This is a genomic window from Neptuniibacter sp. QD48_55, assembly GCF_047778115.1.
Taxonomy (GTDB): Bacteria; Pseudomonadota; Gammaproteobacteria; order Pseudomonadales; family Balneatricaceae; genus Neptuniibacter.
Genome location: NZ_CP180555.1, coordinates 90,400 through 116,619, shown reverse-complemented (window position 1 = coordinate 116,619; position 26,220 = coordinate 90,400). Strand labels below are relative to the sequence as shown.

Annotated in this window: 25 protein-coding genes; 5 read left to right on the top strand and 20 right to left on the bottom strand. The window is 46.0% G+C overall.

The window, feature by feature from the left end:
• Positions 1-25: 25 nt before the first annotated feature.
• From ACMXYW_RS00520 to ACMXYW_RS00480, 9 genes are all read right to left on the bottom strand, one after another.
• Positions 26-2,743, bottom strand: a complete 2,718-nt coding sequence (locus ACMXYW_RS00520; protein ID WP_415904842.1) for an EAL domain-containing protein — start codon at positions 2,741-2,743, stop codon at positions 26-28.
• 183 nt (positions 2,744-2,926) lie between these two features.
• Positions 2,927-3,205 carry a type II toxin-antitoxin system RelE/ParE family toxin gene (locus tag ACMXYW_RS00515; RefSeq protein WP_415904841.1) on the bottom strand — a complete coding sequence of 93 codons (279 nt, stop codon included), beginning with the start codon at positions 3,203-3,205 and terminating at the stop codon, positions 2,927-2,929.
• Positions 3,202-3,486, bottom strand: coding sequence for a damage-inducible protein J (locus ACMXYW_RS00510; protein WP_415904840.1), 285 nt, complete (start codon positions 3,484-3,486; stop codon positions 3,202-3,204). Before ACMXYW_RS00510 ends, ACMXYW_RS00515 begins: the two co-directional genes overlap by 4 nt.
• A 354-nt stretch (positions 3,487-3,840) precedes the next feature.
• The gene (locus ACMXYW_RS00505; protein WP_415904839.1) at positions 3,841-5,730 is read right to left on the bottom strand and encodes an AMP-binding protein; all 1,890 of its coding nucleotides are present in this window, start codon (positions 5,728-5,730) and stop codon (positions 3,841-3,843) included.
• A gap of 90 nt (positions 5,731-5,820) precedes the next feature.
• Positions 5,821-6,711 carry a 3-hydroxyisobutyrate dehydrogenase gene (mmsB, locus tag ACMXYW_RS00500; protein ID WP_415883055.1) on the bottom strand — a complete coding sequence of 297 codons (891 nt, stop codon included), beginning with the start codon at positions 6,709-6,711 and terminating at the stop codon, positions 5,821-5,823.
• Between the two features lie 92 nt (positions 6,712-6,803).
• On the bottom strand, positions 6,804-7,913 hold the full coding sequence (locus ACMXYW_RS00495) for an enoyl-CoA hydratase/isomerase family protein (RefSeq protein ID WP_415904838.1): 1,110 nt from the start codon (positions 7,911-7,913) through the stop codon (positions 6,804-6,806).
• 11 nt (positions 7,914-7,924) lie between these two features.
• A complete protein-coding gene (locus ACMXYW_RS00490) occupies positions 7,925-8,701 on the bottom strand; it encodes an enoyl-CoA hydratase (protein ID WP_415886476.1) in 777 nt (258 codons plus the stop codon).
• 27 nt (positions 8,702-8,728) lie between these two features.
• Positions 8,729-9,886 carry an acyl-CoA dehydrogenase family protein gene (locus ACMXYW_RS00485; protein WP_415902482.1) on the bottom strand — a complete coding sequence of 386 codons (1,158 nt, stop codon included), beginning with the start codon at positions 9,884-9,886 and terminating at the stop codon, positions 8,729-8,731.
• A gap of 74 nt (positions 9,887-9,960) precedes the next feature.
• Positions 9,961-11,454 carry a CoA-acylating methylmalonate-semialdehyde dehydrogenase gene (locus tag ACMXYW_RS00480; protein WP_415904837.1) on the bottom strand — a complete coding sequence of 498 codons (1,494 nt, stop codon included), beginning with the start codon at positions 11,452-11,454 and terminating at the stop codon, positions 9,961-9,963.
• 168 nt (positions 11,455-11,622) lie between these two features.
• Here ACMXYW_RS00480 and ACMXYW_RS00475 point away from each other — a divergent pair, with 168 nt between their 5' ends.
• Together ACMXYW_RS00475 and ACMXYW_RS00470 are read left to right on the top strand one after the other, a co-directional pair.
• Positions 11,623-12,534: an AraC family transcriptional regulator gene (locus ACMXYW_RS00475; RefSeq protein ID WP_415883050.1), complete on the top strand. Its 912-nt coding sequence runs from the start codon at positions 11,623-11,625 to the stop codon at positions 12,532-12,534.
• A gap of 127 nt (positions 12,535-12,661) precedes the next feature.
• Positions 12,662-13,000, top strand: a complete 339-nt coding sequence (locus ACMXYW_RS00470; protein WP_415904836.1) for a hypothetical protein — start codon at positions 12,662-12,664, stop codon at positions 12,998-13,000.
• Positions 13,001-13,057: 57 nt separating this feature from the next.
• Here ACMXYW_RS00470 and ACMXYW_RS00465 read toward each other — a convergent pair whose 3' ends face one another.
• The 3 genes from ACMXYW_RS00465 to ACMXYW_RS00455 form a co-directional block, all read right to left on the bottom strand.
• Positions 13,058-13,369: a hypothetical protein gene (locus ACMXYW_RS00465; RefSeq protein ID WP_415899689.1), complete on the bottom strand. Its 312-nt coding sequence runs from the start codon at positions 13,367-13,369 to the stop codon at positions 13,058-13,060.
• Positions 13,370-13,711: 342 nt separating this feature from the next.
• Positions 13,712-14,095 carry a hypothetical protein gene (locus ACMXYW_RS00460; protein WP_415904835.1) on the bottom strand — a complete coding sequence of 128 codons (384 nt, stop codon included), beginning with the start codon at positions 14,093-14,095 and terminating at the stop codon, positions 13,712-13,714.
• An 86-nt stretch (positions 14,096-14,181) separates the two neighbouring features.
• Positions 14,182-14,613 (bottom strand): acyl-CoA thioesterase, encoded by a 432-nt coding sequence (locus tag ACMXYW_RS00455; RefSeq protein WP_415904834.1) that lies wholly within the window; start codon positions 14,611-14,613, stop codon positions 14,182-14,184.
• 132 nt (positions 14,614-14,745) lie between these two features.
• Here ACMXYW_RS00455 and ACMXYW_RS00450 point away from each other — a divergent pair, with 132 nt between their 5' ends.
• Positions 14,746-16,059, top strand: coding sequence for a DASH family cryptochrome (locus ACMXYW_RS00450; protein ID WP_415905896.1), 1,314 nt, complete (start codon positions 14,746-14,748; stop codon positions 16,057-16,059).
• Here the strand turns inward: ACMXYW_RS00450 and ACMXYW_RS00445 are convergent.
• On the bottom strand, positions 16,056-17,492 hold the full coding sequence (locus tag ACMXYW_RS00445) for a diguanylate cyclase (protein ID WP_415899686.1): 1,437 nt from the start codon (positions 17,490-17,492) through the stop codon (positions 16,056-16,058). The two genes, ACMXYW_RS00450 and ACMXYW_RS00445, sit on opposite strands and share 4 nt — an antisense overlap.
• A gap of 380 nt (positions 17,493-17,872) precedes the next feature.
• Between ACMXYW_RS00445 and ACMXYW_RS00440 the strand changes: the two genes are divergently transcribed.
• On the top strand, positions 17,873-18,307 hold the full coding sequence (locus tag ACMXYW_RS00440; protein ID WP_415899685.1) for a DUF6746 family protein: 435 nt from the start codon (positions 17,873-17,875) through the stop codon (positions 18,305-18,307).
• 114 nt (positions 18,308-18,421) lie between these two features.
• Here ACMXYW_RS00440 and ACMXYW_RS00435 read toward each other — a convergent pair whose 3' ends face one another.
• The gene (locus tag ACMXYW_RS00435) at positions 18,422-20,095 is read right to left on the bottom strand and encodes a methyl-accepting chemotaxis protein (RefSeq protein ID WP_415904833.1); all 1,674 of its coding nucleotides are present in this window, start codon (positions 20,093-20,095) and stop codon (positions 18,422-18,424) included.
• A gap of 278 nt (positions 20,096-20,373) precedes the next feature.
• Here ACMXYW_RS00435 and ACMXYW_RS00430 point away from each other — a divergent pair, with 278 nt between their 5' ends.
• Complete coding sequence (locus tag ACMXYW_RS00430; RefSeq protein ID WP_415904832.1) at positions 20,374-20,880, top strand: hypothetical protein; 507 nt, start codon at positions 20,374-20,376, stop codon at positions 20,878-20,880.
• A gap of 32 nt (positions 20,881-20,912) precedes the next feature.
• On the opposite strand, the gene ACMXYW_RS00425 is transcribed toward ACMXYW_RS00430, so the two are convergent.
• The 6 genes from ACMXYW_RS00425 to ACMXYW_RS00400 all read right to left on the bottom strand — a co-directional run bounded on the left by ACMXYW_RS00425 (position 20,913) and on the right by ACMXYW_RS00400 (position 26,064).
• Positions 20,913-21,740, bottom strand: coding sequence for an endonuclease/exonuclease/phosphatase family protein (locus tag ACMXYW_RS00425; RefSeq protein WP_415904831.1), 828 nt, complete (start codon positions 21,738-21,740; stop codon positions 20,913-20,915).
• Positions 21,741-21,884: 144 nt separating this feature from the next.
• Positions 21,885-22,415: an REP-associated tyrosine transposase gene (locus tag ACMXYW_RS00420; protein WP_415904830.1), complete on the bottom strand. Its 531-nt coding sequence runs from the start codon at positions 22,413-22,415 to the stop codon at positions 21,885-21,887.
• A gap of 121 nt (positions 22,416-22,536) precedes the next feature.
• Positions 22,537-22,839: a DUF3144 domain-containing protein gene (locus ACMXYW_RS00415; protein ID WP_415883037.1), complete on the bottom strand. Its 303-nt coding sequence runs from the start codon at positions 22,837-22,839 to the stop codon at positions 22,537-22,539.
• Between the two features lie 127 nt (positions 22,840-22,966).
• Positions 22,967-24,148: a thiolase family protein gene (locus tag ACMXYW_RS00410; RefSeq protein ID WP_415904829.1), complete on the bottom strand. Its 1,182-nt coding sequence runs from the start codon at positions 24,146-24,148 to the stop codon at positions 22,967-22,969.
• A 90-nt stretch (positions 24,149-24,238) separates the two neighbouring features.
• Positions 24,239-25,165 (bottom strand): branched-chain amino acid ABC transporter permease, encoded by a 927-nt coding sequence (locus ACMXYW_RS00405; protein WP_415895454.1) that lies wholly within the window; start codon positions 25,163-25,165, stop codon positions 24,239-24,241.
• A gap of 11 nt (positions 25,166-25,176) precedes the next feature.
• Entirely contained in the window at positions 25,177-26,064 is an 888-nt protein-coding gene (locus ACMXYW_RS00400; protein WP_415883034.1) for a branched-chain amino acid ABC transporter permease, read from the bottom strand.
• Between the last annotated feature and the right edge of the window lie 156 nt (positions 26,065-26,220).

Genomic DNA, 26,220 nt, shown 5'->3' with positions numbered 1-26,220 from the left:
ATCCCATTGCATTTTAATGAGCCTTTTAGGAAATAGACTCCGCTTCTGATAACTGAACCAGCTTGGGTTTTCCATAAAAATAACCTTGTGCTGCTTCGCATCCAAGCTCAGCTAACACTTGCGCCTGCTCCTCAGTTTCTACGCCTTCCGCGATAACAGTCAGACCAAAGGCATCAGAGAGAGAAATAACTGATTTGATAAGAGAGTAATCTGCCCCTGTCTGTTGCAAATTCGCTACAAAGCCACGATCAATTTTAAGGAAATCAACGGTGAAACGTTTCAGGTAAGCTAATGAAGAATATCCTGTTCCAAAATCGTCCAGTGAAATACGAATTCCCATCTCTCGTGCACGCTTTAACCATCTTAGATTCTCAGGCGAGTCCGAGAGGAAAACACCTTCTGTTAACTCTATGATCAAATGCTGAGGCGATAATCCATAATCGGCCAATCGTTGAACAACCCAATCAAGCGATAAACGATCTGGGATTTGATGTGACGACACATTAACCGTGAAATACAGATCAGCAGTAGCCGAGTCTTTAAGCAATTGGCTAAAGCCTTGAGCAGCTTTATTAAATACAACTTCAAAGAGAGGCTGAATCAATCCGAACTCTTCAGCGTTACGAATAGACTGTTCTACAGATACTTTCTGATTGGTTTGCTCGGGCCACCTCATCAACGCTTCATAGCCACAAATGGAATGATCGGAAATGTTGACGATTGGCTGGAAAGCAACACACAGTTCTTCATTTTCTATTACGTTGCTGAGCTCTAACTCTATTGATCTAGATGATCTGATCTCTTTTGCCATCTCAGTATTGAAGAATCGATACTGACCTCGACCTGACTCTTTAGCTTTATACATTGCCATATCAGCATGACTGAGCAGCTCTTCCTCATCACGTCCATCCTCAGGGAATACCGCTATGCCAATACTCGTACAAGTACGAATTTCGTGCTCATGGATATGAATAGGTGTGCCCAAAGAGGTAACTATTTTTTCTGCGACAGCGCTTATATCTGTCACATTATCCACATCAGATAAGATCACGATAAATTCATCACCACCCAAACGCGCGACTACATCTGAATCCCGAATAGTGGTTTGCAGCAGCTCAGATACTTTCTGCAACAACAGGTCACCAATAGCATGACCAAGCGTATCGTTAATCCTTTTGAAGTGGTCTAAATCTAGGAACATCACCGCACTCTTTTTTGATTCTCTATGGCTGCGCAGCAGCTCTTGCTTTAAGAGTTCATTGAGTAAGGTTCGATTAGGCAGTCCTGTTAATTGATCATAGTTAGCCCGATATTTAATCTCGTCTTCAGCTGCTTTCTTCTGGGTAATGTCACTGAATATTGCGAGATACTCTTCAACCTGGCCATGCTCGCCCTTCAAAGCAACAATTGTTTGCCACTGAACATAGAGCTCACCGTTTTTCTTACGATTATGAATCTCACCCTGCCAGGAACCTTCGGTTTCCAAGGCCGCGTACATGATTTGATAAAACTCTTTATCATGCTGCCCAGAACTGAGTATCGATGCGTTCTGTCCTAAAATTTCATCTTCTTCATACCCTGTAATTTGCGTGAAAGCAGGGTTAATCATTTTTACATTGGCGTATGCGTCCGCAAGAAGTATCGCTTCTGAGGCGGAGTTAAAAATAGCTTCTGCTTTACGTTGCCGCTCAGCTGCTTCCTTTCTTTCCGACACATCACGCGCGAAACCGACCGTCCCTATGACTTTATCGTGATGAACTACAGGCGATTTAAACGTCTCTATCCAGATTCTTTCGCCTTCGGATTCAACTTTCTCTTCAACCACTTTGCCTTTGGCTGAATTAATAACTTTTAGATCATCTATTCGATATTGATTGGCCAGATCTGTAGGCCAAACATCAAAGTCTGTTAGCCCTTCAACTGACTCTGGATTGTGCTTTCCACACGCATCGGCAAAGGCTTTATTAACCGATAAAAATTGACCATCATTATTTTTTAACCAAATAAGGAAAGGGAAATTATCTAGTAAAGAGCGCATCCTCTGATGAGCGATTTCTAGTTTCTCTTTTTCCTGTAAACGCTGAATCTCAAGCCGCTTCAAAGTAGTGGACATTGTATTGAAGGCTTGGACCGTTTCAGACAGCTCATCATTGCCACGTACAGGCAGTTTGAATCCAAGATTACCTTCTCTGATTTTGTTCGACGCTAGAGTCAGCCCCGTCAACTGATTAGTTAAGTAAACGCCTAATAAGGCAGAAAATGCTGCAACGAGAAGAATTTCAAATACGGCAAGGGAGACAGTCTGATTGATTGCTGTATTGAGAAGGTTAGCCATATAGCCCTGATCAATCCCAAACTGGACGTAACCCGAAATTTGCCCTGAAACCTCAATAGGTATCGTGCGATGTAGGGTTTCAGAAGAACGATAGAAGTCACTTGCCGTTTTCTCATCTAACAACCAGCTTTCAACGAGAATGTTGTAGTCATTATCCCAAAAACGAACATATGCTAGCTCTTGAGTCTGTATGACGTTATCCGCTAAAGACTGCAAAGTAGCTATATCATAGGAAATGACCGCATCCTCGCTGGCTGCAATCATAAGTGACTCAGTGAGTTTGACCTTACGTAGCGCTTCTTCTTGGTTGGAATCTCGAAGCATAGAGATAAAATTGAGCGTGAGGATACCCAGAAGGATAAGCTCAATCACTGCTACCCCTAGGATGGTTTTAGTACGAAACTTCATTTATCCCTACTAAACAGAAAAACTAAAGTAACTATGCTAATACATGGCAACGATAGAAATCATTAACCTCGGTCAGTATGTAGGTGCAACTGTTCAATTCAGCTTTTCCTCTAGCGTTAGCGTCCAAAAAGGCAAAGCCGGTCTCTAGCCCCGCTGGGATATCTTGCCTTAACTGAATGATTATTAAACAATTGGAAACTTTTGCTTTTGGTGTAGGACTCGCATAACGCGAACAGAACCACCATCTACCCAATAGGATACGATCATGGAGATTTCGGGGATGATTAGTAGTCGGCCGCGTTTTCCTTCACGTTTAACGCCCATTAGCGGTTGTGCTAATAAATTTTCTACTTTGGCTTCGATTAGCTCATCGGTTTTTTCAGCAGCGTTTGGGTTAAAGTCGTAAAGATATTCAAAGATCTTTTCTCGGTCGTTCAGTGATTCTTCTTCCCATAGAATCATCGCTTGTCCCTGTTACGAATTTTGGCTTTTCGTGCTTCCATACGTGCTTTCGCAGAGTCATGATCTACAAAAACAGCCTCACCAGCATCTAGCTTATCAAATGCTTGGTTTACCTCTTCGGTTAACCATGCATCATGAGATTGCACCTTACGTTGTTGCTCAGCTAGCTGTTCGGTTAACTCACGGCAAGCATCACTCAGCGTTCGCCCTTGGCTCTCAGCCATCTGCTGCGCCAGGCGTTTTATTTCTTCATCGACGCGAAATTGAATTCGAGTGTCCATAATAGACTCCTACAATAACGTACACACAAATGTTAGCACTAGACTAAAAATTGAGCAATTCATGAAGAACATGGGTGAATAACTAGACGCTGTAACAGCTAGAACGCAACTATTAACTACTTAGTTTTTTCTCTAGTCACTAGCTACTCAAAGCCTTTCCCTCTAGGCGCAGCCGTCCTCTAGCCACGCAGTGGCGTCCTGATTTTTCTCTAGCCGCGAAGCGGCGTCCTGCCCCTAAACAAAAAAACCGGCACATGCGCTAAGTACATGGCCGGTAAGAGAGCAGAATCTGAAAAATAGGTGGGATAGCTCCTAGTGGAAGAAACTATCCCTGTGGGTAATTTTTCTTGGGGGTTAAATGGCGCCTCGCGCTTCGATTAATGCTTCTATCTCAGGAAGAATTGAGGCGTCATCGATGGTTGAGGGCATTTTATACTGCTCTTTAGCTGCAATCTTACGCAGTATCGCGCGCAGGATTTTGCCTGATCGTGTTTTAGGCAAACGTTGCACTACGATTGCGCTTCTAAAGCAAGCAAGGGCACCTACTTGTTCACGGACCATCTGTACCAGCTCCGTTTGTAGTTGCTCTTCTTCGATCTGTTCACCGGCTTTTAGCACGATCAAACCAACAGGCAGTTGGCCTTTGAGCTCGTCGTTTACGCCGATCACAGCGCACTCGGCTACTGCAGGGTGAGCAGAAACAACCTCTTCCATTTCACCTGTGGATAAACGGTGACCGGATACGTTGATCACATCGTCGGTACGGCCGGTGATGTAGATATAGCCATCGTCATCTTTAAAGCCGCCATCGCCGGTGTGGTAGTAACCCGGGAAGGCTTCTAGGTATGAGCTAACGTAACGGTCGTTATTATTCCAGATGCTCCAAGCAACGCCCGGTGGCATCGGCAATTTCACGCAAATATTGCCCGCTTCGCCGTCTTCGACTTCGTTACCATCGCCATCCAATACACGGATGTCGTAGCCTGGAATTGGTTTATTGGTAGAACCTAAGCGCGCTTCAGATGGATTGTCCCAACCCATCATCGGAGCCGTCATCGGCCAACCGGTTTCGGTCTGCCACCAGTGATCGATCACTGGCACTTTCAACAGGTCAGACAACCAGTGGAAAGTTGAGGAATCTAGCTTTTCACCTGCAACAAACACCCACTTCAGGCTGTTTAGATCGTATTTGTGAGACAACGCACCTTCTGGGTCTTCTTTACGAATCGCTCGGAAAGCGGTTGGCGCACAGAACATAGAGTTAACTTTGTACTCTTCGATTACGCGCCAGAACGTGCCTGCATCCGGTGTTTTGATCGGCTTACCTTCAAAGAAGATCGCACTACAACCGCCCATAAGCGGGCCGTAAACGATGAAGGAGTGACCCACAACCCAACCGATATCGGACGCGCCCCACCAAACATCACCCGGGTGCATGCCGTAAACGTTATTCAGGGCATAGCTTAGCGCCACCGCATGACCGCCATTATCACGGACGATCCCTTTGGGCTGGCCGGTAGTGCCGGAGGTGTAAAGGATATAAAGCGGGTCAGAACCTTTAACCGGTGTGCATGGCGCAGGCTCGACACCTTCCTGAACTTCAATCCAGTCCAGATCGCCATCACGATCCATATCGGCTTTAACCATCGCTCGCTGGAACACAATAGTGTGCTCTGGCTTGTGCTCGGCCAGATCGATCGCTTTATCCACCAGCGGTTTATAGGCAATGGTTTTATCAAACTCGATACCGCAAGACGCGGTAAGGATCATCTTCGGATTAGCGTCATCGATACGAATCGCCATCTCTGCAGGAGCAAAGCCACCGAATACCACCGAGTGAATCGCACCCAAGCGAGCGCAGGCCAGCATAGCCACGGCTGCTTCAGGAATCATCGGCATGTAGATTAGAACCGTATCGCCTTTCTCGATGCCTTGAGCTTTTAGGGCTCCGGCAAAACGGGCAACACGATCGAGAAGCTGGTTGTAAGTAATAGCCTCTTTTTTACCGGCAGCAGGGGAATCGTAATACAGCGCAACCTGCTCACCACGGCCATTTTCCACATGGTAATCCAGCGCTAAATAAGCGCTGTTCAGCTCACCATCGGCGTACCAGCTGTAGGTACCAAAATCTGTTTTTGTAAGGGTCTTTGTCGGCTTTTTGAACCAAGAAATACGGTCAGCCTGATCCGCCCAGTAAGCTTCGGTGTTCGCCAAAGCCAACTGATACTCATGATTGTATCCCATCGAATCAACCTCAATTATTTTTGTTTTAGGTTGGAAAGTCCTGCCAGCACGCATCAACTGGCAGGTTTCGCTTATCTGTGGATAAGTTTTTTACTGGTCTTGGTAAAGACGAAGAACGCTGGAGAAGTCCAACCCGCCGTTACCGTTGGCTTTGTGCAGATTGAACAGTGCACGTGCCTGCGAACCCATTGGAGTTGGGGACGCACTTTGTTGGCTTAGCTCCATCGCCAAACCTAAATCTTTGAACATTAGATCGACTTGGAAACCGCCTTGATAATCGTTAGAAGAAGGTACGCCTTCCATCACACCTGGGAACGGGTTGTAAACCTGTAGTGACCAGTTGTTACCGGAGCTCTGCTTCATAATTTCAGATAGCACTGCTGGGTCTAGGCCGTTCTTCACACCCATGTTTAGGGCTTCAGATGTACCTGTCATTAGGATCGCTAGCAGCATGTTGTTACACGCTTTAGCGACCTGGCCTGCGCCGTTGCTACCAGCGTGGAAGATGTTTTTACCCATGCACTCAAGCACAGGTTTTGCTTTAGCGAACTGCTCGTCAGATGCGCCCACCATGAATGCTAGCGTGCCTGCTACCGCACCACCTACACCGCCAGATACCGGCGCATCGATAAAGTTGATACCGCGCTCGGCACCAACTGCTGCAACCTGCTTAGCAGTTTCGGCATCGATCGTAGATGAGTCGATAATTAGTGCACCGTCAGCAACCACATCAAACAGTGGCGCATCACCAGATACCATCAAACCTTCAACATGCTTACCCGCTGGCAGCATTGTGATAACAAACTCAGCATCTGTTGCTGCATCTACGGCTGTCGCAGCAGCTTGGCCACCTTCAGCCACTACTTTGGCAATTGCATCTTGAGACAGGTCGAATGCTTTTACTGAATGACCCGCTTTAACAAGGTTGATCGCCATTGGACCACCCATGTTACCTAAACCTATAAAACCGATAGTCGCCATTTCTCTAGTCCTGTTATTGTTATAACTAGTTGTTATACATCGTTGTTTTATCTGGATGCTTAACGCTGCATCCCATCTTCATTGCCCACGCCTTACAAATTGGCGAGTGGGTTCTCCTGTCCGTCGCCTTTCCAAGGTGACTCAAAAAACTCAGCTACTTTTGCCTGATCGACCTCTGCCAGTGTTGGATAGGTCCACTGCGGCTTGCCATCTTTATCCACAAGCAGCGCTCGCACGCCTTCTGGGAATTCACGATGACTGCAGCACTGCACAGACAGAATAATCTCGGCACAGAACACCTCTTTCAGGGACATCTGATCGGTGCGTTCTAGTTGCTGTTTGATCAGGTTGATCGCCAGAGGACTGCCATGGCCGATCGCTTTCTGGGAGCGATTGATCCACTTGTCGTCGCTTTCAACCGCCAACAGTGCAGAGACAATCTCTTCAACGCTGTCGTGATCGGTAATCTTCTGGATAAAGTCGTAATGCTGTTGAATCGGGGACTCCGATTTGAACTGCGGTTGCGACTGTTCTTCTACAATCCTTAGCACGCGGTTAACGGCAGCTGTTGCACAGCCATCCCAGTTTTCCGCTTGTAGCCCTTCAACCATGTTCTGGCGTAGTTCATTCGCAACAAAGCGATCTGCCAAGCCAAGGAACAACGCATCAGCAGCGAACATTGGGTTACCCGTCAGACCTAGGAACAGACCTGTACGACCCGGCATGTGATTCAAGAACCAGCTACCACCTACATCTGGGTAAAGGCCGATCGTTACTTCTGGCATCGCCAAATGAGAGCTTTCGGTCACGATACGGTGGCTACAGCCGTTCATTAGGCCCATGCCGCCGCCCATCACAATGCCCGCACCCCAACAGATAATTGGTTTTGGATAAGTGTGGATGGTGTAATCCAGCGTGTACTCCCGGGTGAAGAAATCTTCTGGAAAGGAAGCATCGCCCTCACCGGTCATCGCCTTGTAAAGATTGACGACATCGCCACCGGCACAAAACGCTTTCTCACCGGCGCTATCCAGCAGGATCGCCACGACAGAATCGTCTGTTTTGCACTCATCCAGTTTTGGCTGGATCAGGTCGATCATCTCCAAGGTCAGCGCATTCAAAGAGCGCTCGGCATTCAGACTGATCTCTACAATCTTCTTGCCGTCTTGGGTTGGGTATTCGTTAAACAGTACGCAGCTCATCAATCAGTCCCTTATTGGTTTTTCCACTCAGGTGCACGCTTATCTAGGAATGCGTTCACACCCTCTTTCTGATCTTCGGTGTGGAATAGATCAACAAACAGTTCGCGTTCTAGACGGTAACCGGCATCCCAGTGATGAGTGCGGTTGTTCTGAATCAGTTGCTTACACGCCGCGATCGCCGTTGGACTTTGTTTTTCTACCGCTTTTGCCAACTCCATCGCCTTGTCGTAAGCCTGACCTTGTGGAACTAGCTCTTCAACTAAACCGATACCTTTAGCTTGTGGCGCTTTGATACGCTCGCCACAAAGGATCATGCGCTTAGCCCAGCCTTCACCCACCAGCATGGTTAGGTTCTGCGTACCGCCAGCACATGGCAGTAGACCAACGGTCGCTTCTGGCAGAGCCATCTGTGCTTGCTCTTCGGCAACGCGAATATCACAGGCTAACGCGACTTCTAAACCGCCACCCATGGCAAAACCGTTGATCGCTGCTATAGATACACCGCGGAATTTAGATAAGCTTTCAAAAGCACGTCCAAACTGGCTCGCCATTTCTCGTGCCATCGCACGATCACCATCGGCAAACAGGTTTAGATCGGCACCTGCAGAGAAGAACTTCTCGCTCGTAGAGCGCAGTACCAAAGCATAGATCTGTTTGTCTTGGTTTAGCTCGTCAACAATAGTGACTAAACCCGACAGACTCTCTTCGGTCCAAGTGTTGGCCGGAGGATTATTCATGGTGATAACGGCGGTATGACCGTGTTTTTCTACAATCAATTTATCTGTCATAGCTTTCTCCAATTCTGTCCTACCGGATCACACAAGATCCGCTGCATCTTCCATTAATACTCGACGAGCAATAATGACGCGCATAATTTCGTTAGTACCCTCAAGGATGCGGTGCACGCGGTTATCACGTAGGTAGCGCTCCAATGGGTACTCTTTGATATAGCCGTTGCCACCAAAGATCTGCAGAGCTTCGTCAGCAATGTTAAAACCAACATCAGTGGCAAAGCGTTTTGCCATCGCGCAGTACGCCGTTTTATCGGCATGGCCTGCATCCAGTTTCGATGCTGCCAAACGTACTAGCTGTCTTGCTGCCACAAGCTCAGTCGCCATATCTGCCAACTTGAACTGCAACGCTTGGAAGTGCGCTAGCTCTTTACCAAACTGCTTACGCTCATGCAGATAGTCACGCGCTTTGTTCAACGCCGCTTGTGCAGTACCAATCGAGCAAGTCGCGATATTGATACGACCACCATCAAGGCCTTTCATCGCAATTTTGAAGCCGTCACCTTCATTGCCCAGTAGAGCAGATGCCGGTACTACCACGTCTTCAAAGGTAATCATTCGTGTCGGCTGACTGTTCCAGCCCATCTTTTCTTCTTTACGGCCGTAAACGATGCCTTCGCTCTTAGCATCCACCGCAAAAGCAGAGATCCCTTTTGGTCCCTCTTCACCGGTACGTGCCATCACCACAAGCACATCGGTACTACCGGCACCGGAGATAAAGATCTTGCTGCCATTTAGGATGTAGTTATCACCCTCACGACGTGCCGTAGATTTAAGCGATGCGGCATCGGAACCGGCATTTGGCTCGGTTAAGCAGTAAGACGCTAATTTCAGACCGGCGGTTAGATCTGGGCACCAGTGCTCACGGGTTTCCTGATTACCAAAATCGGCAATCATCCACGCGGCCATGTTGTGAATCGTGATAAACGCAGTGGTCGAGGTACAACCCATCGCCAACTGCTCAAAGATAATGCTGGCATCTAAGCGGCTCAGGCCTAGACCACCAACATCTTCCGGTGAATACAGGCCACAAAAGCCCATCTCACCTGCTCGACGCAGCACATCAACAGGAAAAATCTGTTTTTCATCCCACTCAGCTGCATGGGGCTCAAACTCATTTTGCGCAAAGGCACGGGCCATATCGGCGAATGCAATCTGATCTTCATTCAGCTCGAAATCCATTGCTCTCTCCTTAGGTGGAAAGAGGTCACGCAACCGTGCCTCTTTCTCGTTATTGTTCTGTTCGTAACAACTGATTACTTCAACTGGATCGTTGTGTTCACGCCAGTATCGATATCATCTTCAAACCAACGCGCTGTTACAGTCTTAGTCTCGGTGTAGAACTTAACCGCTTGCTTACCGTAAGCATGCTGGTCACCGTAGAAAGATTTTCTCCAGCCTGTGAAAGAGAACATTGGTAGAGGCACTGGTACTGGTACGTTGATACCAACCTGACCTACTTTGATCTCGTGCTGGTACTTACGTGCAGCTGCACCAGACGAAGTGAACATGGAAGTACCGTTTCCGTATGGGTTCTCGTTGATCAGCTCGATCGCTTCTTCCAAGGTATCTACTTCAAGTGCGATCAGTACAGGACCGAAGATCTCTTCTTGGTAGATAGACATGTCGCGCGTTACACCACGGAACATTGTTGGGCCAACCCAGTTACCATCTGGGTAACCGTCAACTACGCATTCGCTACCGTCCAGAATACATTCTGCACCAGCGTCTTTACCTTCTTGGATGAAGTTAAGAACGCGATCGCGCGCCTGTGGATTAATTAGTGGGCCGTAACCTGCTTTTGGATCATCCCACGCACCTGGCTGTACTTTCGCTAGGGCATCGCGTACTTCTGGGATCCACTCGCGTGCTTCACCTACGAATACCGCAACAGAGATCGCCATGCAGCGCTGACCTGCCGCACCAACAGAGGCACCGGCAATGCTGTTAACAACCTGGTTTTTAGACGCATCTGGCATAACCACCATGTGGTTCTTCGCACCAGCGAATGCCTGAACACGTTTCATTTTGTCAGTACCTGTACGGTAGATGTGCTCACCTACAGCCACAGACCCTACGAAGGAGATTGCTGGCGTATCTTTGTGAGTAAGCAGCTGGTTTACCGCGTCTTTTGTACCGTGAACAACTTGTAGAAGACCGTCTGGCGCGCCCGCTTCTTTGAATAGCTCAGCTAAACGCATTGGCGTTAGTGGATCTTGCTCAGATGGCTTAAGTACGAAGGTGTTACCGCAAGCAATCGCCATTGGGAACATCCATAGTGGGATCATTGCTGGGAAGTTGAATGGTGTAATACCTACACATACACCTAGTGGCTGAGTGATGCTGTAGCAATCGATCTTACGCGCTACGTTCTCAACCGTTTCACCCATAGATAGAGAAGCGATGTTACAAGCGTGTTCTACAACTTCGATACCACGCCAAACGTCACCTTTCGCATCTTCAAATGTTTTACCTGTTTCCTGAGCAAGAAGTGTAGCTAGCTCATCGTGGTTCTCTTTTAGCAGGTGCTGGTAACGAAGCATTAGACGAGCACGCTCACCTACAGGAGTATCTTTCCAATCTTCAAACGCAGCTTTGGCAGCTTCTACTGCTTGATCAACTTCTGCAGCTGTTGCGCAAGGAACCTGTGCAATCACTTCCTGCGTAGCAGGGTTAGTTACTGGAAGCAGGGTCTGTGATTCACTCTGAATAAATTCGCCGTTGATAAGTAAAGGTACTTGCTGTGTCATTCTCTGATACCTGTATTTCTTGTTGTAGTTGTATTGTTTTACGTCGCGTTCAAACTCAATAACTCTGTTTTATCATGCAGCCTAGCAATTCAAGATTGATAATCTTGTCCAATTGATGGACTATATTGTTATCGTATAAGTAATTACCCTAATACATAGGTCGTAGCTATGAGTAGCCCATCCAACTGGCCCCTACCCCCTGAGAGCATTCGCTTTGTCACCCCAAGGCGCGTGGTAGCTGAATTAGCGCAGAATCCGCTAAGCCAGGGCCTGTATCCTCTAGGTATGGGCTACTATCGCGAAGCCAGCGGGCATCACATGGAAAGGATGGAACATGACGATTATCTAATGATCTATTGTTTGGACGGTGAAGGTGAAGCAGTACTTAATGATAAGAAGGTTAGAGTCAAAGCCGGTGATATATTGCTGATTCCTAAAGGAATAGCCCACACCTATAAAGCGCGACAAAAACGCCCCTGGACTATCTATTGGGTCCACTTTCATGGCCACCAAGCCGCTGATTTTGTGGCACATTTGGAGCAACGCGAGTCCCCGCAAAGACAATTTATTATCCCCATCGGTATTCACTCGCGCCTTGCCAGCGATTTTGAAGCCCTGCTCGAAGCCCGAGAATCCACCTACAACCTCAACGCTTATATCTGCGCAGCAAATCAGCTTCGGCAAATACTCAGCCATATCGCCCTGCTACAGCCCTTAGCACGACAAAAACTATCAAGAGCAGGCTTGGATATAGAACGCGTTCACAGCCTGATGCAGACCCATGTGCACGAGCAACTGGACTTAGATACGCTGGCCGAAAGCGTCAACCTCTCGAAATTCCACTTTGTAAAAAAATACAAAGAGATCACTGGCACCACACCGATAAACCACTTTATCCAGCTCAAAATAGAACGCGCTTGTCACCTTCTAGATACCACCACCAACAGCATCAACGAGATCTCTTTTGCGGTGGGTTATGACGATGCTTACTACTTCTCTCGGATCTTTAAGAAACTGATGGGGTTATCGCCAAGTCAGTACCGGAAGATGCGGACAGGGGCTTTTCCTTATCGAGGATAAGGGCAGGAAGTCAGATACAGACCTCATTGTTGATTTAATTTTATGGAATGCTTTGCTAAAGCGCGTTTTAGCACTATACCTATAAAAAGGAGACCTTTTCACGCTATTAGCTGGTTAGGGCATACAGATGGAAATGCTAATTAAAGATTATATTGAAGATAGAATTGTGTTCTATTGGCAAAATAAGAAGGCACAGCGTATCAGTCCAATACTTCCTTGTCTTCAACATGCCAAAGAATGGCTAATTGATCATTATGTTTGTAGGTATAAAGGAACGGAAAGGCGATGTTCAAAAATCGACAGACGTAGTTTTCATAAACAAAGTGCATATTTGCAATTACAACGTAATCCATACACTCAAGGAAGAAGGATAACTGACAGAGAACTAAAAGCTGAGATTGACCTAGCTAATCAGAAAATTTCATTATTGATACTGGACAGTTTAAGCCTTTCAGAGAAAGGATAGCCGTTGACAGCATTTACAAGATAAATCGCAGGTATGAAAATCATTTCTTCGAAATAATTACTTAAACTGTTTTATCTTCTCTACAAATAGGTCAATTTCTACAGATACGGGCTTATCTGATGCTCTCCGCCCCTGAGGGTTATGCCTAGAAAAATTGTGCTTATCCATTTTATTTCTTTTTTCATGATTTGAACGCCTATCTATCGTCGTCTTACGACGTTCTTCACCTTCATACAATGAATACAAGTGTTGTTTCCACCATTCCTCAGCATGTTGGATACTATGAAAGATAGGACTTACAGGCGTTATATTTTTATCAGCCCAATAAAATACGATTTCATACTCGACAAAATCTTTTACTAATTTCATGAAGTTATATATCTAGCTTTAAGAATTTACATGGAGATGAGGGAGAGCAGGCATTAACGCACTATTTACCACATACATTTCGGGCTATGTTATGGGCTCTTAGCACAACAGTCCATTTGGTCGGTTTAAATCGCTGATCCAGATCAAATCATAAAGTAATAATAGAAGAGAATTTCAAAAACCGTTAAAGCAAGTAAGGTGTAATAGCCAGAGCGTATTACAAAAATTCATAATTTCTACGGTGCAATACGCTTCGCTATTGCACCCTACATGCTGAAAGATCTTTTCCTCTAGCGAAGCGTCCTAAAAGGCGAAGCCGATCTCTAGCTACGCAGCAGCGTCCTAATCACCCTGCTTTTCCAGCCACTCAATAGCCGGTTCTACTTCTTGAAACAGCTCAAACTTTACATCGTACATTTGCAAAAGTGTTCTTAAGAGCTTGGCGTCTTCGAACCCTTCAGGATCTTGTTCAACATAAGCCACTGTTAGATGTGCCAAATGTCGATTAATGAACTCATCCAGCACGTCATGTGTGAGTTGAAGGGGCCTTTCTCCGGTTACACAGCTTTGATACAGCACTTTTTCAGTGCCCGAACGTTCCGCCAGCGAGATAATTTCTTCCCATATTTCGACATTAACCTTGAAGAACTCTTCAGGAACCCTCGTTCCAGAAACGTTTACTTCAATGTATCCAGCGGCATATTTTATTGAACGTACTAGGGACAAAACTCTCTCCATCAAAATGTTACCGGAGCAGAATTATAGATCTTCTAGGATTTTAGAGCTCACAAAAAACAGCTGTACCTATCAAGTTAGGCCAGATATTGGCTTAGAAAGCTTTTACAGTGGTCGGATAATGGTTGAGATCTGCGCGTTGTATCATTCATCTGAACGATCACTGTTTCAGCCGTAGCAACACATTGATCATTCTGGAACATTGCTTGTTGTAAGGTTGTTGAGCTATTTCCTACCTTCAATACCCGGGTGCCTATTTCAACAGTCCCGGGCCATCTAATCTCACCAATGAGTTGCAGATTTAAGTTAGCGATTACAAAAGACGCGCCTTCTGAGGTGAGTGGGTTATCAGGATTATATAAAAATTCCACTCGCCCTGTTTCTAGAAAGGTCGAGAAAACAGCATTGTTCACATGCCCTTGTCTGTCAGTATCGCCATATCTCAATTTATCGTAAGCCTGAAATGGGAAATCAGAATAGGTCAGGTTTTCTTGTTTAGTCTCTGGCATTTCACTTACCTCTTAGTACTTCGACAACTCTACTAGCAGACGGTAGGACGGGTCTAACAGCTTAACGTAATACTCCTTACATATTGAACCTTTTCCCCAAGCAAACCGTAAGCATCCTCATATCAGGAGAGGATAATAAAAACAGCTGTTATTTGGTTTACCCAAGATCTACGTATTGCCGACAACCCAACTCTGCAAGCTGCAAGTTCTGCCGATCAGCTTGTTTGTATCTATTGTGTCGACCCAAGTTGGTTCAGACCAAGCGCACAGCAGGCTAAACCAGTGGGGAAAATGCGTTGGCGCTTTATTTGGGAATCCATTACCGCACTAGGAAAGTCACTCGCATTGCAGGGTCACAAGCTGCACGTCCTATCAGGCCCGCCTCAGCAAATAGTTTCGGAGGTATTAGCCGAAACTGCCGTTTCTGATCTGTACCTGTCCCGACGATTTGGCTTGTACGAGAATCGCCAACTAGAACAGATTAAACAACAACATAGCAATCTGAATATCCATGAGATTGATAGTTACACACTATTTGATCAGCAGAGTATTATGCCGCTGCTGAATACCCTACCTTCCAGCTTTTCAGCTTTTCGCCGTCAGGCTGAGAAGATAAAGATAAGCACACCTTGTGACTTTAGCGCCTTACCCCCCTCCCTTGCTTATCAACACAGATCGCCTTTTAAATTAGAAAAGTTGATAAATACCAAGCACTTGGATTTCAAGGGCGGTGAAACCAAAGCAGATCAGCACTTGAGTAACTATTTTTCATCTACCTTGCCTAAACACTATAAGGACAGTCGAAACCATATTGATGACTGGCAAAGCTCCACGAAGTTTTCTGCTTGGTTAAATCAGGGCTGCATATCACCCAGACAGATCGTCATAGCTTTAAAGGATTATGAAACTAAACATGGCAAAAACCCTGGTACAGACTGGATTTTCGTAGAACTTCTATGGCGAGAGTTCTTTCAATGGCTAGCTCTGCAAATAGGAAAAGATCTTTATACGTTTAAAGGGCTAAGCACTTCTCAACCGCTTACCAGCTTTTATCCCGAACTGTTTAAAGCATGGACAGAGGGCAAAACACCATGGCCTTTAGTCAATGCCTGTATGCGGCAGCTAAAAGAAACTGGCTATTTATCTAATAGGGGTAGGCAGATAGCTGCCAGCGCTTTAGTCAATGAGCTCTGCGTGGACTGGCGCTATGGCGCAGCATGGTTTGAAGAGCAACTGATTGATTATGATGTCGCTAGTAACTGGGGTAATTGGCAATACATCGCAGGCGTGGGAGTGGATAGCCGTGGAGGCAGACACTTCAATATCGAAAAACAAACTGAGATCTATGACCCCGATGGCTCGTTTCAAAAGCGTTGGGCAGGATCAGAAGCATACACACAGATCGACCATCAAGATCCGACTGGTTGGCCTATAAGTATCAGTTAGCTATCTGCCTGTTGAACCCTATTACGGCCATCGCTTTTCGCTTGGTATAGCGCTTTATCAGCTCTCTTCAAAAGGGAGGTTATCGTGTCACCTCCTCTAGGGATAGCAAGCCCAAGACTAGCTGTACCTTGGCCTACCGTTTCAAAGTCATGTGTCGCAATTTTCTGACACAATTTTTGGGCAATGGCATGCACGCCATCTACATCAGTTTCTGGGCAGATCACAATAAATTCATCCCCACCCCAACGCCCAACATGATCTGTTTTTCTAATGCCATCACGCAGAGTCGCAGCGTACTCTTTTAAAACATCATCACCCACATGATGACCAAATGTGTCGTTAACTTGTTTGAAGTTGTCGACATCAATCATGATTACACCAAAATCATGCTGATAGCGCTCCGATCGATAGATTTCGTTTTGTAGAATTTCATCTATCTTTGCGCGGTTATAAAGGCCAGTGAGCTTATCGGTTGTTGCAAGCTCCTCGAGTTTAATTTGCGCTTTTATCAGCTCTTCTAGGGCTATCTGAGCATGTTTATTGGCCTTACTCAGCCTCCAATATAGATAAGAAAATACAGCGATCAAAATTAAAACTGCGAATAAGATTAGTGCAAGTAGCGCGTAATCTATTTCCGTTTTCACATCCACGGCAAGCCACTTTTTATTGATCCGTTCCTGATCATCGGGCGATAGGCTACGTGTGAGCTTTTCAAAAATACTGAGTAGTTCTGGCTCATCGTTACGGGTCGCAGCACCTAGCCCGCCATAAGATGGAAGCTCCCCGCCAATCTTTAATCCAGTGACGCCTTCAGTTTTAAGGGCGTATGCAATGATGGGCCAACTATCAATGTAACCGTATGCCTCGCCTTTATTCACTTTCTCGAATCCTTCCTTACGGTTTTTAACGACCAATATTTTCACTTTGGGAAAGGCTTCCGGTAGGTTTTCAATCGCGGCATAACCTTTGGGTAGCGCGAAGGTTTTATGCATCTCCTGAGTAAAATCGGGATTCGGCGTCACTGTATCTTTAACCGCTACAGCCAAGGGAAAGTTAAGATAAGGCGGCGTAAAATTTAGATACACCTCTCGCTGTTTAGTCTTTTTAGCTGCCGAAATCAGATCGCATTTCCGTGTCCGGACGGCTTCGAGTGTTTCATTCCAAGTAGAGGTCGGATACAAAAAAATAGGAATCCCAATCCTTTTTTGAAATATATTGAAATAGTCTGAAGTGATACCAAAATGTTGCCCTCGGTCCGATATTTTCTCATAAGGCATCCAGTTTGGATCAATACATAGCTTTAGCTGCTTTTTGGTTTCGAGATAAGCTTTCTCTTGCTCTGTAAATTCAAGCTGATGAGTGGCAGCAACTGCCCCATTGAACATCGCAAGTGATATGAGAAAGACTGTGATGATGAATTTGATCACTTCCACACTAACTGTTTTCCCAATAAAAATAGACAACTTTATTTTCGAACATTCATACAAGAATAGTCCTGGTTAGTCAGTTTTAAAAGCAAGCATAATTCAATTAAAAATCAAGCTAACCTCAAGGATAATAAGGCCTTTCTGTTTATCTCTTTTCATAAATTTAGGTAGTAATTAGAGGTCGTTTCAAACACTCACTCTTCGTGAGCACTTTTGACTCCTGCCCCGGCATCAGATGCCGATTCCACTGCCTTCCAGCTTGTATATAGATCTGCGACCCGAATTATTGTAATGCTAATCACTATCATTTATATTACGCCTCTCGTTAGCATTGAATAGCACCGCGATGTTTAACCTTCTGATTAACTGAGTGCTGGAGAATCACAATGAAAAAACTAGCAGGACTATTTTTTGCTCTTGTATTTGCCGCTTCCGCTCAAGCAAGTGGCGTGTCTGATGGTAAACCTGTGCAGCACCTTAAAATCGCTGATATTTCCTCATTGAGCGATGCAAAAACCGTTTTCATTGAGAAAACGTTGGAGATGAAAGGTAAGCAGAAGCTGGATGCAGAAGAATTACATGAAATTCACATCATCACTTACTCACTAGAGAAAAGCGTTGCCTACTTTGCTGAGCAATCTACAGGTAGTGACAAAGAGTTGATGGAAAAAATTGCTGTAGTTGTTGAAGAAGTTCACCTGAACTCAGAAAACAACCGCAAGGACGAAACAAAGAAAGAGCTAGATACATACTTCAAACTAGCAAGCGAGTTTATCTATAACTCTTGGGATAACAGCATCGCGCAGAAAGCAGCTAAGTAAGTTAGACCTAGTTGCAATGGAAGGCGCGTATTGACGATGAGCTAGCACTCACAATACGCGCCTCTAATAAACTCTACATATCTTCCTGTTCTCTAGCTGCTCAGCTAGTTCATATTAAAACAGCTCAACATCTCCGGCCGTCGTAGCCATTTGGCCCTTGCTTTCCCCACCTTTAAAGCTATTCAATAGTTGCTTAAGGTGCACCGACATCTGCGCCAGATCACCATTACTCGATGTACTTTGCATTGCCGAATCCATCACATGAGATACCGCATTTTTAGTACTGCATATATTGCTTTGGATCTGCTGAGTGACCTCATTTTGATGATTCGCCGAATCGGCAATGGTGTGGTTGATATGGTTCATATCTTCGATGCGTTCCTGCATCTGGAAGATATGGGTATTCGCTTTTTCCGTTAACGCTACAATCCCCATTACCTGCTTTTGGCTGTATTGGATCTCGTTGGATACCTGGGTCGCAGCTGAATTGATCTGGTTGGTTGATAGTCTAATCGATTCGGTTGCTTCAGCGGTGCGCTGTGCCAGATGACGGACTTCGCTCGCTACGACAGAGAAGCCTTTACCATGTTCGCCCGCACGTGCTGCTTCGATAGCTGCATTCAATGCCAATAGCGTAGTCTGATCGCTGACTTCGGTGACAAATTCCAAAATATTATTGATGCCGGTAATCTGCTTTTGCAGTTGTTGCATCTCTTGATCGTTGCGCTGACTGCTGTGGTGTAGCTCGGTCACTGTGCCGTCGATCTCAGCCATGATCTCAGACGTAGCAACCGTCGCTTGTTGCGCATTCTCTGCCGATTTGAGGGCTTCGGTGGCTTTTAGAGCGATCTCACGCGCTGATTGCGCTAGCTGATCGATCGAGCTGCTAATTCGTAAAATCTCTTCCTGCTGTTTACCCACCAACGTTTTCACTTCACTGGTGTTTTGCGTAGATGCCAAGGTATTTTCTGACAGCAGATCCGCTGCTTGATCGATTTCGTGGGTAATTGCAGTGAGGTTATCAATAAACTGATTGAACCACGTTGCCATCTCACCCAGTTCGTTTTGTTGTTTATATTCCAAACGCTTACTGATATCCGCTTCACCGGAAGCAAGCTGTTCCAACATACCAGAGCACTGTTTTATCGGGGTGATAACAGTACGCAGCAGGATATAGGTAAAGGCGATAAGAATAGAGAAACCTGCAAGGCTACCGAGAATAATGATCCACTGCTCTTGTTGTTTCAGCACCTGTTCGGCCTGAGCAAACGCCTCCTGCTTTTTCGCTCTCACCAACATTGCCACATTCACCATCTGTTGCTCTGGCACCGTAAACGCGCCATCCAGATATTGATCCGCAGTACGAGCAGGCTCCCGATCAGCTAACTGATAAACCGGTAGGGCAGTACGGTATTTTTGGCCTAACTGGACATGACTTGCAGCAAGCTTATTGAGTGACTCTGTCACTTTAGGAAAGCTAGCACCCTGCTCGCCTACGGCTTTTATCTTCTTTTGAAAATCTCTTTCAAAAGTGGTGAAGCGATCGAGATAGAGGTTGTACTTCTGTTTGTTTTTGCCACGAATCAGTAGGTTCTTCCAAGCTTCATTTTGCTGTAGAAGCACCATCTGAAGTTGCTGGGTATCTTCCAGCATGGTTTGGTAAAAGCTATTAAGTTGCTCTTGTTTGCTGATATATGACCGATAGTTAAGCGACATCGACAGGCCAATGGCAAACATACAGATCATCGCGATGGAAAACAGGCAAAGCATTTTCAGCTTTAGGCTCATGACTACTTCCAATTTAATTAGCAGAGCCGCTGATGCTAGAGAGTCGGTGTTACCCGTATATTTCTATTCGATTGCATTTTTGTGTAGAAAAACCTGCAAATAATAGGGGTAAATCAGGCATGTAAGCTCTTTGCTAAGACTCTCTAGGGAATGAAAGCAATATGAGAAAATTTGCTGGCGCTAAGTACGTTCCATATCAATTACTACCTCAAATAACGTGATATTAGGTAAAATGGCACAATAATTAGCCATCTTGTCGTCATTCAGGAAGAACACTGATGTACAAACTACTTATCACCCTACTAATCACAATCCTGCCGTCCGCCGCCTTCGCACATTGTGCAGCGCAAGCGGATGATGCCCTTGAAAAACTGCGTAAAGCTCAGGATTCAATTAACGATGCTTACGAGCTTTATGATGCAGGGGAATACGATAGAGCAAAAACCAAAGCAGTCCGTGCCAAAAATAAAATTTGGGAGGGCCAAGTCGTTTTTGAAGCTATGCGTGATAGGGGTGTATGTGATTGGGAAGGCCCTAGCTTGAGCGAAGTGAATGAAATTATTGGCTATATAAAGATCTCTCAGGACCAAGCTAGGTGCGTCGTTTTTCTATCCAATATGGATAAAAGCCAAGCGGCCTTAAGAAACATGTACAAAGCAGTAAACGCTGAAGCTCGCCAAAAATACACCCGCTCAGTTCTTAAAAATGGCCAAAAAGCGTTGGGCGTGTGTGAAGACCGTTTGCACCAATACATAAACAAGACCCTCACTTACCATGAGAGTTAAGCTGCGGGGTGTAATAACTGCGTTATTGCACCCTACTTACTACAGAACTTATCTATTTGGGCTTCGTTTAAACCAAAACTAAATTTCACGCCGTAATGGTCAGACAGGAATTGTTCTTTGTCCGTTCTGAGCTGGCCCACAAGGTTATATTTCTGCTCCAAAGCGTTTGGAGTATTCAGATACACTCGATCAAGTCGACGACTATCCTCAAACCAAAATTTGGTTTGCTGAGCCCACAGGTTCAGATCGACATCGTACGTCGGAGTGTTGATCCACTCATCGGTGTTTGCAGCATCATAGAATGACTGCAGAGCAGCATTCTCATCCTTAGCCTTATTTCCAAAATTCAAGTCACCCGCCAAAATCGCTAAGTGATTTGATGGAAACGCTTCGACGACTTGATCAATCTGTTCGACTCTAAGGTCGGAGCTGTCTAGAGGGCTTTCAAGATGCAGATTAGCGACGACTACATCACAGTTATCACTAGTTTTCAGATGGACCATCAAAGCCTTGCGGCCCATAGCAGAAGTTAGGTTTATGACCTCACGGTTCTGAGGCTGAACCTTAGTGAGGGTCGCGTTTTGGTATCTGCTTCTCTGCGATGAAAAGCTAACATGGTAACGTTCGTTTAATCGGTGTTTTTCTAACAGACCGATGAACTTGGGAGTCACTTCCTGAAGCGCAACAATATCAGCATTCTGCAGGTATATTTCTTCCAGAATCAATGGATACCGGCTTTCGCCACTGCGGTCATCAAACCACACATTCCAAGTCAAAATACTTAGCTTGTGGTCATCAGCTTGGATTGGAAATGCCAGAGAGAACAGCACAACTCCCAGTAGTTTGATTACACCCTTCATTTTTGAGATTCCATATCGAAATGATGTGGTTGAGCGTAAGCCAGAACAGGAAACTGAATCAACTGTGTAGGGTGTAATAGCGGAGCGTATTACACCGTTTTAGATTTTTAACGGATGTACACACTTTGCCAGTACTTCAACAATTCAATCTTGGTAATTCAAAATATCGGCAAAGTGGCTAATACCCCAATTTTCTTCATAATATCCACTTTCGACCAAACGATGGAATGTTGAATAAGGCCACTCTTTAACCCTAGTTACTAATCCGTGTTTAACGGGGTTAATGTGGATGTAATCCATATGAGCCTTAAAATCTTGCTCATCTCGAATCATATGTTCCCAATACCTACGTTGCCAAATTCCCCGTTCACCTCGTTTTTCACGACTTTCAGAACGAGATTCTTGATTAGGGATACTCTTGGAAAAATAACTTTTGATTAGACGCCAACGTAATGGGTAGTTGTGGTCGTTTGGAGGAAGACTTATTAATGCATGCAGATGATCAGGTAGGACAACCCAACCATGAATAGTGAAGGGGTAACGTTTGGCAACATGAGCTATCGCCTCACGTAAAACTGCTATGTAGGTTACTAACAGATCTGTATCTCTACGGTACAGATTTACGGTAAAGAAAAAAGTACCGCCTGACATCCATGCTCTACGGTAATTAGACATCCTTTGTCTCCGTATTATTTGGTGTAATACGCTCCGCTATTACACCCTACAACCATGGCTACCATTACGCTAATTAAGGCGCAATACGCTTCGCAATTGCACCTTACGGAAGCGATATAGCTTAGTGGTTTTCAGCCGCTGCTTTTTCTTTTTCCGCTGCAATGTGCTCGATATGCTGGTCGAAGTTTTCGTTTAGCATTTCGTTGAAGTGGCCTGTGTACCAATCGACTGCGTCTTTCTTTTCAGCCGCTAGATCGCTTGAGCGATAAGCTACTTCGTGGGAGCTAAAACGCGCTGCAGCGTAACGAATGGCTGCTCCTACATCTTCAAGTTCTTTACCTTCGGCAGTCAACATACGGTTAGCCAGATCGATAAACTCGTCTGCCATTTTATACGTATCCATCGCCTTTTCTTTTTGACTCATACAGCACCACCCTATTCAAAAACTGTTAGGGCAATAACCCGCCCCATTACAAAAGAGCTCAACTGTACAATAGGTAAGGTGCAATAGCGAAGCGTATTGCACCAATGGCTAAGATGTTAAGCAGTGATTAAAGCATCTCAACCGCGACCGCTGTCGCTTCGCCACCGCCAATACAAAGCGAGGCGATACCGCGCTTCAGGCCTTTCTGTTTCAGCGCATGCAGCAGCGTCACCATAATGCGGGAGCCACTTGAGCCGATTGGGTGACCCAGTGCACAAGCACCACCACGAACATTCACTTTGTCAGCATCAAGACCTAGTTCGGTGATCGCCAGCATAGAGACCACTGCAAAGGCTTCGTTGATCTCAAATAGATCTACGTCCTCTTTCGACCAACCCGCTTTATCCAACGCTTTCTGGATCGAACCGATCGGTGCAATGGTAAATTCAGCTGGTAACTGTGCATGAGTGGAGTGAGCCACGATTTTAGCTAGCGGAGTTAAACCGCGAGCTTGTGCCTCAGACTCTTTCATTAGCAACAGCGCTGAACCGCCATCGGAGATCGAGCTGGAGTTGGCCGCAGTCACCGTGCCGTCTTTTTTGAAAGCTGGTTTTAGGCTACGGATCTTATCGATCCGGGCATTACCTGGCTGTTCATCGGTATCGACAACCACTTCGCCTTTACGAGTTTTAATCGTTACAGGTGCGATCTCTTCGACAAATTCACCAGCTTCAATTGCAGCAATCGCTTTTTCTAAAGAACCGATCGCAAAGTCGTCCATCGCTTCACGGCTGACGTTGAAATCGTCTGCGCTCTTTTGCGCAAAGGAACCCATTAGGCCGCCCTCATAAGCATCCTCTAAACCATCGAAGAACATATGATCGATCACCTTGCCGTGACCCATACGCATGCCTTCACGGGCTTTTGGCAATAGATACGGTGACTGACTCATGTTCTCCATACCACCCGCGACCATGATAGAAGCCGAGCCCGCTAAAATCTGATCATGAGCCAACATCACCGCCTTCATACCGGAGCCACACATCTTGTTGATCGTGGTACAACCGGCAGCATCAGGAATACCTGCAGCACGTGATGCTTGTCGAGCAGGCGCCTGACCTAAACCAGCAGGCAAAACACAGCCCATCACCACTTCATCGACTTCATCCGCAGCAACCCCCGCACGCTCAATTGCAGCTTTAATCGCAGTAGCACATAGATCGGGAGCGCGAACATCGCTTAACGATCCCATCATGCCACCCATCGGGGTACGCGCGGCACTTACAATAACGACTGCATCCTGACTCATATTTCCACCTTCATAACTTTCTAATATTGACGTTAACGTCAACTTGTAGAGACAAAAAAGGGGATCGTATAAATCCCCTTTGGTTTAAGTTTAGCTAAAGTTCTTTTTCATGAATTTCTGCACTTCACCAACAATACCGCTACGGAACGCTAGTACGCAGATCACGAAGATAAAGCCCATGATGATGTGAATGTAGTTACCCAACTCACCACCGGACAAGTAGTTCTGAATAGTTACAACCGCACCAGCACCTACGATTGGACCAAAGATCGTGCCCATACCGCCTAGCAAGGTCATCAACACCACCTCACCCGACATATGCCAATGAGCATCGGTCAGCGAAGCCAGCTGGAACACCAAGGTTTTCGTCGAACCGGCGAGACCTGCTAGTGCAGCCGAGATCACAAATGCTGCCCATTTGTAGTCATTAACGTTGTAACCAAGGGATACCGCACGCGCTTCGTTTTCACGGATCGCTTTAAGGATTTGACCAAACGGAGAGTGGATCGTGCGATTTACCAACCAGAAACCAAACAGGAAGATGGCAAACACGAAGTAATACATACTCATGTTATCGCTCAGGTCGATAAACCCGAACAGATGTCCGCGCGGAACGCCCTGCATGCCATCTTCACCACCGGTAAACGGTGCTTGGAGGTAAACAAAGAAGGCTAATTGCGCTAACGCCAGTGTAACCATGGCAAAGTAAATACCTTCACGTTTCACCGCCAACTTGCCATACACCGCACCCAGTAAAGCAGCGGCTATGGTTCCACCCAACACCCCTAGCTCGGGTGTTACACCGGTTTCCATCATCAAATATCCGGTAATGTAGCCACCGGTTCCTAAGAACGCTGCGTGGCCGAAAGAGAGCAAACCCACATAACCCAACAACAGGTTAAATGCGCAAGCGAACAGTGCGAAACAAAGCACTTTCATAACAAACACAGGGTAAAGCACGTAAGGAGCAATCAATCCAAGGACGACCAGTGCAATCATTGTTTTACTTATTTTCATCGTCACGTCTCCTAGGCTTCTTTACCAAATAAGCCCGCAGGCTTGGTTAGCAATACAATCACCATCACCGCAAAAATAACGGTGGTCGAGGCTTCGGGGTAAAAGTACTTAGTCAGGCCTTCGACAACCCCCATACCTAAACCGGTCAGGATTGCGCCACCGATCGATCCCATACCGCCAATTACCACGATGGCGAATACCACAATCAGCATGTTGGAACCCATATCGGGTGAAACCGAATACACAGGCGCAGCCATGACACCGGCAAAGCCAGCTAAGCCGACACCAAAACCAAAGGTCAGAGTGACAATCAAAGGTACGTTGATACCAAATGCCTGCATCAACTGCGGGTTCTCAGTACCTGCACGCAGGTAAGCACCCAGCTTTGTTTTCTCGATCATGTACCAAGTACCGGCGCAGACAATGATCGACGCGATAATGATCCAAGCACGATAATTTGGCAGATACATAAATGGCAGACGGTTACCGCCTTTCAGCTCTTCTGGAATCGCGTAGGACATGCCCGAGGAACCGAACAGGTGAGTAAACGCCCCCTGAAGAATTAGCGCTAAACCAAAGGTCAGCAGCAAACTGTAGAGGTGATCCTCATTGGCAATTGGACGCAGCAGAAAACGCTCCATCAAAATGCCGATAAAGCCCACGGCGATCGGGACGAGAATTAGCGCGACCCAATAGTTAATGCCCATATAGTTGAGGGCCATCCACGCAAAGAAAGCACCCAGCATGTAGAGCGCGCCCTGCGCGAAGTTAATGATTTTTAACAGTCCGAAAATAATTGCTAAACCCAGACTGAGTAATGCATAGAATGAGCCGTTAATCAGGCCCACCAGCAATTGACCAAACAGGCCAAAGAGATTTATATCGAGGAATGTTGCCATAACTCTCCACCCCTAACCGGCAACTGCGCTACAGATACATTTGTAGCTAACCGGTACTTACAATCCGCTAAGAGAGCTATATAGAACTACGAATAGCTCAAAACTCTGACTTACTGTGAGAGAGGCGAAAGCCGCCTCTCTCGTCATACAAGCGCC